We start from the raw sequence: 12,996 nt of genomic DNA on the forward strand, positions 1-12,996 counted from the left end.
ACATTTTACCGCAGGACTTATTTAAGTAATCTAGATATGTTTTTCACATATGGCGGCTTTATAATGCCTTTTTCAGTTATTATCCCCGTGATGTTCTCATGAGGAGTAACATCAAAAGCGGGATTGTACACTTTTACCCCTTCAGGGGCAATTCTTACACCATTTATGTGTGTAACTTCCTCAGCATCCCTTTCTTCAATCACTATTTGTTCCCCACATTTTATATCAAAATCTATAGTTGAGAGAGGTGCTGCAACATAAAAAGGCACGTTGAAATCTTTAGCAATCTGAGAGAGCATGTATGTGCCTATTTTATTTGCCGTATCACCGTTTGAAGCAATGCGGTCAGCTCCAACAATTATTACATCGATTTTACCGTCCCGTATCAATACAGGAGCTACGCTGTCAGGTATAAGCGTTACGGGAATTTTTTCCTGCATCAATTCCCATGCTGTGAGTTTGGCCCCTTGAAGCCTGGGCCTTGTCTCATCGGCAATTACTTTTATGTTTTTTCCGGAATAATGGGCTTCCCTTATGATTCCCAATGCAGTTCCGTACCCTACAGTAGCCAGCGTACCGGTATTGCAGTGAGTTAGTATTGTAGCGTTTTTAGGCACAATTTCATTGCCAAATCGTGCTATAGATTTGTTGGTTTCTAAATCTTCTTTCTCAATTATATTGGCCTCAGCCAGTAAAGCTTCATAAACTTCTTCATTGGATTTGCTCTTGTTTTTCTCTATAATATCTTCCATGCGCTTGACTGCCCACATTAAATTTACCGCTGTAGGCCTTGAATTTCCAATAATTTGAGCACTTTCCTTTATTTTTCTGAAGAACTCTTCCTTTGATAAATTTATAAATTCCTTGGCAGCAAGCACTAAGCCGTAAGCTCCAGTCACACCAATGGCCGGTGCTCCACGGACTATCATTTCCTTTATGGCAAATACTACATCTTTATAGTTTTGACATTCAAATATTGAAAGTTCTTCAGGCAATTTTCGCTGATCAATTAAGTAAAGTCTTTCATTCTTGAATTCTATAGTATTAATCGATGGCAAATCAAACAACCTCCTAGAATTAATCCTTCAAAATAATTTTACCATGATTCTCATGTTTTTTCCTGCTTCCATAGAATAAGTATACAAAAAAGAGCTGTTGAGTGGTATCATTGTGTTTACCACGCAACAGCTCTGATTTTTCAGCCTGCTTTAATTAAAATGCCTTAGTTTGGTGTTATATTGGCACTTGGCTGATTTTTGATTTTTTGTATGTGAAAGTTGAAATAAATAAATGCAATTATTGCTGCTATTATGCCTGCTGGATAGGAAATAGTAATGGGCAGTTTAAAGCCTTCCTGGGCCTGCAAAATATACGTGACACTAACTGCCGTCATAAAAGTTGCCGGGACAACTGCAATCCAATAGTTTTTATTGTGTCTGACAAGGTAGGCGGCTCCCATCCACAGTACCATCATGGCCAATGTCTGATTTGCCCATGCAAAGTATCTCCATAAGATATTAAAATCTATCTGGGAAAGTATTATACCAACCACAAAAAGGGGTATACATATTTTATATCGGTCAGTAAGAGATTTCTGCTCTATTTTAAACCATTCGGCTATTGTATATCTGGCAGCTCTGAAAGCCGTATCACCTGAAGTTATCGGAAGGACCACAACACCTAAAATAGCCAAAACCCCACCTATGGTGCCCAGCATTGTCATGGCCACTTCTTTCACAACTCCGGAAGGGCCTGCCGGATTCGAAAGGGCTTCACCTAAACCTGGAATTCCACCGTAAAAGCTCATGGCTGCCGCAGCCCAGATCAAAGCTATTAGCGATTCTGCAATCATCATGCCATAGAAGACAAATTTCCCTTCTTTTTCATTCTTTAAACATCTTGAGATTATAGGAGATTGTGTGGAGTGAAATCCGCTTATTGCTCCGCAGGCGATAGTTATAAAGAGCAGTGGCCATAGCGGTGCTCCACCGGGATGCAAATTCTGGAAAGTTATTTCAGGTACTTTATAGCCTTGCATAAAAAGTGCGCCACCAATACCTGCAGCCATGATCAGGAGAATGGCACCAAAGATCGGATATACTCTTCCTATGATCTTATCGATGGGCAAAAGTGTTGCAAGAAAGTAATAAGCAAAAATTATTAATACCCATGCTTGTTTGGATATACCAGGTGTGAGCATGGCCAGAAGGCCTGCGGGACCTGTGACAAAGACCACACCGACTAATACCAAAAGTAGAAGTGTGAAAATATTCACTACCAGCCTTGCCTTTTCTCCTAAATACTTGGATACCAGCACCGGTACATTTGTGCCATCGTTTCTAAGTGAAATCATTCCGCTCAAATAATCATGGACAGCTCCTGCAAATATTCCCCCAAATACTATCCATAAGAAAGCTGCTGGTCCCCACATTGCTCCTTGTATGGCTCCATATATCGGCCCGAGACCGGCAATATTCAGCAATTGTATAAGGGCACTTTTTGTTTGACTGAGGGGAACATAGTCCACCCCATCTTGCAGTGCATAAGCGGGCGTCTTCCTCTCAGGATCAATGCCAAAAACCCGCTCAACAAAACTGCCATAAATAAAATAACCCAATAACAGTAAAATAATAGATCCAATAAATGAAACCATGGCAACAAGTCCTCCTTTTTGCAATAAAAATAAGTTCTGTCTTAATTGTATGAAGATATTGATAAAATTTCATCGATTTTTCGCTTAAAGGCATAAAAAAAGACCTCATCGGCAAAATTTGAGGTCCATCTGGTTTAAAACTCCAAACGCTCTCTTAACTTTTTTGCACAACGACGGCTTACAGGCACTTCATTTTTTTCATAGTGTTTTAACAAAAGGATATACGTTCCATTAAACCATGGTATGATTTCCATTACTTTATCCAAATTAACTAGAAAGCTCTTATGAGTCCTGAAAAAATTTAAGTCTTTGAGTTTGTCTTCCAGTTCCGAAAGGCAGTAATTGGTTTCAAAAATCCCCTGACTTGCCATCACCTTGCTACCTTTTTCGGCAGCCTCAAAATAGCTAATGTCCGAAGGGTTTAACAGGCAAATCCTGTTGTTTTTCCAAATTGGAATTTTTATGCTCTGGGATTTTCCTATTGTTTCTATATAATCCATGAGTTTCTGTATCTCAACATGATTTTCATTGCTTTTAAACAAATCCAAAACACGACAAATCGTCTTATCCAATCTTTTTTTTGTAACAGGCTTTAAAATATAATCAACTGCATTTATCTCAAAGGCCTTAACAGCGTATTCATCATAAGCAGTAGCAAAAATGATAAACGGGTTTATTCCCTTTTCAAAAATTCCCTTTGCTGTTTCAAAGCCGTTTAAATCCCACATTTTTATATCCAAAAAAATAACATCAGGTGATAAGCTCTCTGCCAGCCTTATTGCTTCTTTGCCTGAAGAAGCCTCTCCCACCAGTTTTATCTGGGGATAAGACGAAATTAGGAAACGGAGCTCCTCTCTGGCAGGCATTTCGTCATCCACTATAATTGTCCTAAGCTCCATGGCCTTCACTTCCCGTCATAGGCAACTGGTCATATGGAATAAAGAACTTTACCAAAGTTCCAGTTCCGTAATTGGATAATATCCTAAGGCAGCTTTCTTTGCCAAAATAACTTTCCAGGCGGCCGTTAACATTTCTAAGGCCGATTTTATCCTTAGAAACCTTATTGTCTTTTATATTCTTAAATATTTCTTCAGTCATTCCAACCCCGTTGTCTTTGACGCTGACCACTACACCCTGGCTGAATTCTTCTATTTTTACGGTCACTTTTCCGCCTTCAGGTTTTGGCATAATGCCGTGCTTTACGGCGTTCTCAACCAAGGGCTGAAGTATTAAAGGCGGCACCTTTACAGAAAGGGCATCAGGCGAGCTTATACTAAACTCAGTTTTAAGCCTTTCGCCAAATCTTGCTTGTTCAATTGACAAATATGCTTTAACATGTTCTATTTCCTGTTCTAGTGGCACCAATTCCATACCGACTGAAAGATTATTTCTAAAAAATTGGCTCAAATCAACCAGTAACCGCCGGGCTTCATCGGAGTCCTTTCTGGACACAGATATTATAGTGTTTAGCGCATTAAACAAAAAGTGAGGATTTATCTGAGCCTGAAGGGCTCTTCTTTCAGCACTCGCTAAAAGTTTTGCCTGATTTTCCACCTTTGCCAGTTCAAGCTGAGTAGAAAACATATGGGCAATACCTTGAGCAAGTTTAATATCGATGCTGGTGATGCTGTTTGGCCTTATCCTGTATAACTTCAAACAGCCGATAACTTTGTCGCATTCAAGCAGAGGTGCTACCACCGCTGACGCCAGTGGGCAGGACGGTTCTGCGCAGTCGATTTCTTCCTTAGATGTGGCCACTTTATATTTTTTAGAATCGATGGCGTTTTTTGTGGTTCTTGTCATGAGATTAAAACCTGTTTGATGGTGGTCCTCTCCCTTACCCACATGAGCCAATATTTTTTCGGTATCTGTAATGGCAACAGCATCGTAATCTGTCTTATCGAAAATTATCTTTGCAGCCTTATATGCAGATAATTCATTGAGGCCCTTTCGCAAATACGGAAGGGTTTCGGTAGTAATGTCAAGGGCAAGTTGTGCTTGCAAAGCCCCTACCCGTTCCTGTTCCTTAAAAATATTGTCTATAATTAAAATAAAAATGGCAATACCACAGGAATTTACAAAAGTCATAGGAAACCAGATAACTTTTACCAATTCCCAAGCTGCTGAAAACGGTTTTGCTAAAGTGAGAATAATTACCATCTGCAAAAGCTCCATACAGGTCCCCACGGCAAAACCGAACCACCAATGGATTTTGCCGTTTTCAAACTTTCTGTGTATCAACCCCGCCAAAGTCGCTTCCGTAAATGTAGATACAGAACACGCTACAGCAGTAAAACCGCCTATGTCAATACCCCATCGATGAATTGCGGCTATGAATCCGGATAGTATACCCACAAAAGGCCCTCCCAAGAGGCCCCCTATAATTACACCTACGGCTCTGGAATTAGCTAAAGCTCCATAGATTGGAATACCCATATATGTACCTAAAATCCCAAAAGATCCAAAAATAATGGAAAGTATTATTTTTTCACCTAAAGATATTTCTTTCTTTAAAATGAGTTTTTTAAATGCAGCAGTTTGAGATAGCAAAAAGGCTATAATAACAAATACTCCAAGCCGGTTGGCAAGACTTGCAAGAATATGAATGATTATCATATTAATGCCTCCGCTTTGAAAGCGTATTCCTTATGTTAATTTTATCATTTGTTTTGATTATGTTCAATAAATGAACAATTTAAGTTTTTCATGCCAATAAAGTAGGGAATCCGATCGGACTCCCTGATAAATTAAACTCGTTAATCTGTTTGCAACTATTAGAATATAAATTCCGGTCAATCGATACCAAATATTACAACGCAATCTATATGTTTCTCACAATTACTGAAACTCCATCAGGTATCACATTAATAATTGAATTACTTCCAACAATGCTTTCTGCAAGCTTCAACGCCTCATCTAAATTTTTTGCAGGTGTCATAAACATGTCTTTTACATATCCATAGTTTTTACTGTCCGTGACCATTATGACTTTATGATTTATTAGAATTCTTGCCAATATCTGTGCTTCCCATTGGTCCGGCAGCGTTTCATCCCGGCCCCTAGAAAGAATTTTATTCATTATATCTTGAGGGTTTTCTGACGCTTTAAACCAATTGTAAAATCCTTCTCCACCATGTCCATCAGCACATTCTGCAACAATGATTATGACGCCACCATCTTTACACGCAGCTTCACCGGCAGTCATCCCTTTTACCGCCTGATAGATATTTTGATCAAGGGGGTAGCCACCATTTGACGTTATTACAATATCTGCAGGTTTTACATCTACTGTTGCAAGGGAACTTACATATTTGCATCCTTCATTATGGGCAATTTCCCTGTGACCTGCAAATGCATTTATTATTTTGTGTTCCGAATCTATGACAACATTTAAAATAAAAGCGAGATTAGCTTTTTCTGCTGCATAGAGCATATCCTTATGTATTGGATTATTTTCTATAACACCTGTCCTGGCATATTGACTGTTGATAAATTCAGAGCAATGGTTTGCTAAAATACATTGAGCACTGGCTATTCCGGGTAAGATACTTTTTCTTCCACCGGAAAACCCTGCAAAAAAGTGAGGTTCGATAAAACCTTCCGCAACTAACAAATCGGCTTCCAATGCTAATTTATTCAGTTCTAATTTACCACCGGATGGTAATGTGCCTATCAATTTCATATCTTCATCATTTCTGGAATCATGAACTACAAATTGTTCATTTTCAACCAGATTATCCCCAAATTTTGCTTTCATTTCATCCAATGTTGTTTCTCTGTGAAAGCCTGTTGCAATTAATATGGTTATATTTGCATTACCGTTCTTCTTTCTTATCTCCTCAAGCAGCAGCGGCAAAGTAATTTCGCTGGGTACAGGTCTTGTGTGATCACTTGTTACTATTACGATGTTTTTCTTTCCCTCAGCGAGGTCTTGTAGTTTTTTGGTTCCTATGGGATTTTCCAATGCTCTTTTAACTATTTCCTCTTCTTTTAAGTATGTGCTGTAATCTTGAACCTTAGACCTAAATTCTCCCAGTATTCTATCATCATCAAGTTCACAGTATATTTGTCTTTTCCCAAAAGGTATCTTTATTTTTGCCATGATATCATCTCCAAACACTATACTAATTTACCGGGGTTTAAGACATTGTTTGGATCAAGAGCTCTTTTTATTGCTCTCATTACCTCCAATTGTGCCGGTTCAATGGCCATAGACATATACTCTCTTCTCTTATGTCCTATTCCATGTTCACCGCTTATAGTCCCACCTAAGTTAATTACTTCTCTGTAAAGATCCGGCAAAAGTTTGTTATGCAGAATATCAAGCCATTCTTCCATTGTAAATTTCGGATTCTTTACAGGAGTTGCATGAATATTACCATCTCCGGCATGACCATAACAAGGTATCGGTACATCATATTTTTCAGATATCTTTCTGACTTTTTCCATGAATTTTGGTATTTCCGATATTGGCACCACTACATCTTCAAGGCTCTGGTCTGGACTATACTGTTTCCAAGCTTCTGCAATATTTCTCCTAATCTTCCATATTCTTTCAGACGTAGTGGCATTATCTGCTATGTACACTTCAATCGCTCCATTTTCCATGCAAAGATTTCCTATCACTTCATACTGTTCTTCAAGCTCTACTTTGCTATTGCCATCAAGCTCAATAAGAAGCATGGCACCTGCTTCTTCAAAAGGTATCTTCTCATTGAGATATTTACAAGAAGTCTTAAATGAAAGGTCATCCATGAATTCAATTGATGTAGGTATTATTCTTCCAAAGGTCATTATATCAGGTACAATCTTAATCGCTGTGTCTATGTCTTTGAAAAGCACCAGTAAATCAACTTTCGCTTGAGGAAGTGGCATTAATTTTATGTATATCTTCGTAAATATTCCAAGTGTTCCCTCAGAACCCACCATAAGATGGATAAGATCATACCCTGTAACATCCTTCATACGTTTTCCACCAAGATGCAAAATCTCCCCGGTTGGAGTCACAACATCAAGCCCATATATATACCTTCCTGTAACACCATATTTTACAGCTCTTCCGCCACCTGCGTTTTCCGCTACATTCCCACCTATATAGCATGTCTCAACGCTCATCGGATATCCAGCGTAAAAAAGACCATCATCTTTGATTAGATTATTTATTTCATTAGTGACAACACCCGGTTCCACAACTACCATCAAATTTTTTTTATCTATTTCAAGAATCTTGTTCATCTTTTCCACCGAAACGACAATACCACCTTCTACAGGAACCGCACCTCCTGATAGACCACTGCCTGCACCTCTTGGCGTAACAGGAATAAGATATTTATTGGCAAGCTTCATTATCTTTGAGATTTCTTCTGCAGTCGATGGTTTTACGACAACTTCAGGCATATGTGCATAGGATTTCTCCGCCACTTCATCGTGTGAATATGCCTCCAAAGCTTCTTTATTGTCGTAAATAACATTTTTGCTGCCTACAATTTCGATCAGCTCATCCACAATTTCTGGTGTTACACTATTATACATTTGCTGAAGCCTCCCTTTTCTTATAGTCATAAATCCTATCTATCAAAATCGGCAATATTTCATTTAAGTCTCCAACGATTCCAAGGTCCGCAAGATGAAAAATCTGTGCATCCGGATCTTTATTTATAGCAATGATGTTCTCTGATGTCTGCATGCCCGCAATATGCTGGACTGCTCCGGAAATGCCCGCTGCAATATATAAGGCCGGTGAAACGGTCTTTCCACTTAATCCAATTTGATGAGGATATGACTTCCAACCTCTATCAACAACATCACGTGATGCGCCAACAGCACCTCCGAGAAGTTCTGCAAGCTTATCAATTATTGCAAAATTTTCTGCCTTGCCTACACCTTTACCACCTGCAACTATTATTTTGGCGTCCTGGACTGTAACTTGCTGTGATTCGTCTTTTATAAATCTCAAATATTTCGACTTGGTTTTAAATGTACTATCATCATATTTTTTCCTGATAACTTCACCACTGCGGCCTTTTTCTGGTAAGGCAGGCTTCATTGAATGAGGTCTCACCGTTGCCATTTGCGGTCTCGTATTTGGTGTCTTAATGGTAGCTAAAATATTTCCACCAATGGCCGGCCTTGTCTGAAGCAGGTTTCCGGTTTCATCTTCAACATCCAGCACTGTACAATCCGCTGTAAGGCCTGTTCTTATCCTTACGGCAACATAGGGCATCAGCGTTCTTCCTGTGGTTGTGGCAGCAGCTAGCAAGATATCAGGCTTATATTCATTCACAAGCTCTATTAAAACTTTCGCGTATGATTCTACAAGAAAGTTCTCTAGATTTTTATCATCCACCACATATACTTTATCGGCACCTCTTGCAATAAGCTCATTAATATCTTCATCTTTAATGGCAAAGCCTAAAATAATTGATGCCAGAGGTGCGTTTAATTTTTGCGCTAGGCTTTTACCTCTGTTTAAAAGCTCAAATGATACTGAACTTAATTTTCCGAACCTATATTCTGCTAATGTCCAAACTTCTCCCACTTTTGTTCACCTCTTTTAACTTTTTTTATATGAATTCTTTCTTTATCAAGAAATCCATAATTTTGTCAACAGCTTCATTTAGCGTTTCTTCATCTCTCACAGCAATTTTTTCACCTTGTCTTGCAACTTTTGGCGTAAAAATCTTAACAACTCTAGTGGGGGACCCTTTAAGACCCACGTTCTCCTCTTTTACAGCTATATGTTGCAGGCCCCATACAGGTATTTCGATTTTTTTTGCTTTGAGTTTTCCTCTTAATGTAGGAAGCCTGGGATCACTTATTTCTTTTACCACCGTCATCGTCGCAGGCAATGTCATCTCTATCTCCTCATATCCGCCCTCTACTAGGCGTTTAACTTTGATTCTTCCATCTTTAACTGATAAAATTTCACTGGTAAATGTGGACAATGGAAGATCTAAGAATGATGCAATACCCGGTCCAACTTGTGCTGTATCGCCATCCGTCGCCCTTTCACCGCAAATCACAATATCATACTCTCCTAATTTTTTTATTCCATTTGCTAATACATACGATGTGGCCCAGGTATCAGAGCCTGCAAATTTTCCATCAGATAAAAGCACCCCATCGTCACATCCCATTGCAACAGCCTCTTTTATAGCTTCAAGTGCGCTACCCGGTCCCATTGATATTGCGATTATTTTCCCGCCAAATTGCTCTTTCAGCCTAATCGCTGTCTCTATTGCATAAAGATCAAGCGGATTTATTATGCTTTCAACACCCTCTCTCACCATTGTCCCCGTCTCGGGATTCATCTTAACATTGCTAGTTTCAGGTACTTGTTTAATTGGTACTACAATTTTCATTCTTACACTCCTCTCATACTTTAAAAATCTTATCTGTCAATTAAATCGGTCAGACCAGTCAGGGTATAGTTCAGACAGAATATTTTTAAAATTGTGTGTGAATGCATTTATTAGCATCTATATTGGTCATATTATATATCCGAACGCAAATACTACTATGCCTATCAAAATGGCGTACAGCGCACAGTACATTAGTGTCGAATTGAGAATAAGTCCCTCTTTTCCCACCAGACCGGTTGCCGACGCTGCAACAGCTATGCTCTGTGGCGATATCATTTTACCCGCAGTTGCCCCAACGGCATTTGCAGCAGCAATCCAAGCAGGATTTACATTTATCTCTAAAGCGGTTTGTCTTTGAAGTGGGCCAAATAAAATATTCGAAGATGTATCGCTTCCTGTTATAAAAGTCCCCAGTGCTCCAATCAATGGCGATATGAATGGATATGCTTTGCCTGTCAAATGTGCCAGCGCTACTGCTATAACAGATATCATACCGCTATATCCCATTACTTTGGCCATAGCTACTATCGATGTAACTACAATAATCGTCGGTACAAGTTGCTTTATTGTCTTGAGAAAAGTTACTATGAGCTCTTTTGCTCCATCTCCTTGAATTAATCCTCCAACTACTGCCGATATAAACATTATTGTGCCCGGCGTCGTTACCCACTGCAGTGAGAATGGTTTTCCACCCGGGCCGGTATAAATTTGTACTTTTGTGCTTATTTTGCCTAAAAACCCCAAGGACGGAATAAGGTTAACAGCCATTATTAGAATAAATAATACAATGTAGGGTGTCCATGCAATAAACTGTTTTCTTCTGTTAATTTCATTGTCTTCTTTATTTTCAGTTTCCGGTGTTGATGCTATTTCACTATATCCTTTTTCATGAGGGAAAAACCAAAACTGTTTTACAGGTCTTACCTTTACGTAAACCACAATAGATAGTAAAGAAGCTAAGGAACCGGCAATTGCCGCAACTTCAGGTCCGAGATTGACCGCAACTAATGTTTGAAGAAGCGCAAAGGAAATTCCGCTGACTAAGCATATGCCCAAAACATCTTTCAAATATTCAAAGGACTTGGTCATAATTACAACAAGTACTATTGGCAAAATAATTATAAAAGGTACAAGTTGATATGCCGCATATTTTGTTACTAAGCTTTCACTTATGCCGGTAACCTGTGATAGTGTTATTATCGGTATACCTATGCCGCCAAATGCTACAGGCACTGTATTTGCAATAAGGCATATGACAGCAGCAAAGATAGGTTCAAATCCGATGCCAGCCAGTATGCTTGCCGGTATTGCAACAGCAGTGCCAAATCCTGCTGCAGCCTCTAAAAATCCCCCAAAAGAAAATGCGAGAATCAAAGCTTGTATCCTTCTGTCAGGAGATATCTGAGCCAAAGTTGTTTTTATGACATTCATGCTGCCGGTTTCTACCGTCACATTGTATGTGTAAATAGCAGCGATAATGACCCACACTATTGGCCACAGCCCAGTTATTACTCCTTCTGCCACAGACTGGAATACAAAATATGCAGGCATTCCCCAAGCTGTAATACTAAGCATAATCGCTAATGTCAACGATATCAGAGATGCGGTGTATGCCTTAATTTTTAATATACCGAGACCTATTAAAAGCCATAACAACGGCACAAACGCGATAAGCGCTGAAAGCAGCAGATGATTTGGAAAAGGCCCTTGAATTGTTTCTGGCATAAAACATCCCCCCACTTTGTGTTAATTTGAGAACCAACTTATTATATTTTTTTCATTCATTATACATATTACCAATCCACCTCCCTATTTATCTGATTATATGATGGTCTGACCAGTTTAGATATTTATATAGAAAGCATATGCTTTCTATATAAATATCTAAGATAGAATATATTCGTTATTAAATGATTTAATGCCTAAAACTGTTCCGTATTTTTTAACTTTTTAAGCTCTTCCTGTACAAAATCTATATGCTCTATAACATTCCTTCTTGCATCCTCTGGCTTCCCATCTTCGATACTCTTTAAAATATTTTTATGCTGTTGATAGAGAAATTCCAAGTTTCGCGGATTGCCCATGAGCTGTTGTCGCGCATTTTTTATATAATGATCTATTCCTACCGATAATGCTTCAACTATGTCACAAAGAAGTTTATTTTTCGTTGCTTTACATAAGGCTCTGTGAAAATTTTTGTCTGCACAGGTATTTTTCTCCTCATCAAGCTCTACACTCATCATTTCAAAATACTTTTTCATTTCAGCTATTGATTCGGCATCCTGTTTTTCAGCTGCAATATATGCACTTTCACTTTCAAGTATTTTTCTAAGCTCAATAAATTCGGTCTCGTCGTTTTCAAGTGCTAAAGCTAATGACATAATTTCAATAGTAGTTTTTGATACATTATTTACAATGTATGTACCTCCACCTGGGTTTGTTTCCAAAATTCCTAATATTTCAAGGGCAGAAAATGCCTCTCTTATTGATGCCCTGCTAACATTTAATATGTTTGACAATTCTCTTTCAGACGGTAATTTGCTTCCCTTTGAAAAATTGCCATTATAAATGTTATGTTTTATCTGTTGAATAATATTTTCAAAAATCCTCTCTGTTTTAACCGGCTTAAAGTCCATTTTTATTCTCCTTCTTTGATAATACCAAAATTGTTTGCCTTTTGCAATATTTCATATTTTAAAAATACATATTTTTTTAATAAATTTTATAACTAATATCTATAGTGCGATTACATCTCTCTCCACATAAACAATTCAAGTCCAAAATGCGACTAAATTTAACATCATAAAATATTCTATATATTCTTTTATAATTCCTGCTTTAAACTCGTTTAATATTTGCCTTTTTTTACAGACATTTGACATTATATTGCTGCCGTCGACATTTTACCCACTTCTTTCTATTATAAAATAATTATGGATAGAAATTATCGCATTAATCTTATATTCAATCATGACCACCCGT

General features: G+C 38.3%; 10 protein-coding genes. All 10 read right to left on the reverse strand.

What is annotated here, in order from left to right:
* Positions 1–17: 17 nt before the first annotated feature.
* Positions 18–1,058 (reverse strand): S-methyl-5-thioribose-1-phosphate isomerase, encoded by a 1,041-nt coding sequence (gene mtnA / locus JT739_RS11065; protein WP_237661184.1) that lies wholly within the window; start codon positions 1,056–1,058, stop codon positions 18–20.
* A 164-nt stretch (positions 1,059–1,222) separates the two neighbouring features.
* Entirely contained in the window at positions 1,223–2,653 is a 1,431-nt protein-coding gene (locus JT739_RS11070; RefSeq protein ID WP_237661185.1) for a carbon starvation protein A, read from the reverse strand.
* 134 nt (positions 2,654–2,787) lie between these two features.
* Complete coding sequence (locus JT739_RS11075; RefSeq protein WP_237661186.1) at positions 2,788–3,552, reverse strand: LytTR family DNA-binding domain-containing protein; 765 nt, start codon at positions 3,550–3,552, stop codon at positions 2,788–2,790.
* A complete protein-coding gene (locus JT739_RS11080) occupies positions 3,542–5,269 on the reverse strand; it encodes a sensor histidine kinase (protein ID WP_237661187.1) in 1,728 nt (575 codons plus the stop codon). Before JT739_RS11080 ends, JT739_RS11075 begins: the two co-directional genes overlap by 11 nt.
* A 205-nt stretch (positions 5,270–5,474) precedes the next feature.
* On the reverse strand, positions 5,475–6,755 hold the full coding sequence (gene larA / locus JT739_RS11085; RefSeq protein WP_237661188.1) for a nickel-dependent lactate racemase: 1,281 nt from the start codon (positions 6,753–6,755) through the stop codon (positions 5,475–5,477).
* Between the two features lie 17 nt (positions 6,756–6,772).
* Positions 6,773–8,185: an FAD-binding oxidoreductase gene (locus JT739_RS11090; protein WP_237661189.1), complete on the reverse strand. Its 1,413-nt coding sequence runs from the start codon at positions 8,183–8,185 to the stop codon at positions 6,773–6,775.
* Positions 8,178–9,191, reverse strand: coding sequence for an electron transfer flavoprotein subunit alpha/FixB family protein (locus JT739_RS12970; protein WP_237661190.1), 1,014 nt, complete (start codon positions 9,189–9,191; stop codon positions 8,178–8,180). The genes JT739_RS11090 and JT739_RS12970 overlap by 8 nt, the downstream gene beginning before the upstream one ends.
* 25 nt (positions 9,192–9,216) lie before the next feature.
* Positions 9,217–10,014, reverse strand: coding sequence for an electron transfer flavoprotein subunit beta/FixA family protein (locus tag JT739_RS11100; protein ID WP_237661191.1), 798 nt, complete (start codon positions 10,012–10,014; stop codon positions 9,217–9,219).
* A 126-nt stretch (positions 10,015–10,140) separates the two neighbouring features.
* Complete coding sequence (locus JT739_RS11105; protein WP_237661192.1) at positions 10,141–11,739, reverse strand: L-lactate permease; 1,599 nt, start codon at positions 11,737–11,739, stop codon at positions 10,141–10,143.
* Between the two features lie 197 nt (positions 11,740–11,936).
* Positions 11,937–12,650, reverse strand: a complete 714-nt coding sequence (locus JT739_RS11110; RefSeq protein ID WP_237661193.1) for a FadR/GntR family transcriptional regulator — start codon at positions 12,648–12,650, stop codon at positions 11,937–11,939.
* Positions 12,651–12,996: the final 346 nt, after the last annotated feature.

The organism is Tepidanaerobacter sp. GT38 (assembly GCF_021991635.1).
Lineage (GTDB): Bacteria > Bacillota > Thermosediminibacteria > Thermosediminibacterales > Tepidanaerobacteraceae > DTU063.

Excerpts from the sequence above, each read along its gene's own strand:
- JT739_RS11070 (WP_237661185.1), bottom strand. The coding sequence starts at position 2,653 with ATGGTTTCATTTATTGGATCTATTATTTTACTGTTATTGGGTTATTTT.
- JT739_RS11075 (WP_237661186.1), bottom strand. The coding sequence starts at position 3,552 with ATGGAGCTTAGGACAATTATAGTGGATGACGAAATGCCTGCCAGAGAG.
- JT739_RS11080 (WP_237661187.1), bottom strand. The coding sequence starts at position 5,269 with ATGATAATCATTCATATTCTTGCAAGTCTTGCCAACCGGCTTGGAGTA.
- larA (WP_237661188.1), bottom strand. The coding sequence starts at position 6,755 with ATGGCAAAAATAAAGATACCTTTTGGGAAAAGACAAATATACTGTGAA.
- JT739_RS11090 (WP_237661189.1), bottom strand. The coding sequence starts at position 8,185 with ATGTATAATAGTGTAACACCAGAAATTGTGGATGAGCTGATCGAAATT.
- JT739_RS11100 (WP_237661191.1), bottom strand. The coding sequence starts at position 10,014 with ATGAAAATTGTAGTACCAATTAAACAAGTACCTGAAACTAGCAATGTT.
- JT739_RS11105 (WP_237661192.1), bottom strand. The coding sequence starts at position 11,739 with ATGCCAGAAACAATTCAAGGGCCTTTTCCAAATCATCTGCTGCTTTCA.
- JT739_RS11110 (WP_237661193.1), bottom strand. The coding sequence starts at position 12,650 with ATGGACTTTAAGCCGGTTAAAACAGAGAGGATTTTTGAAAATATTATT.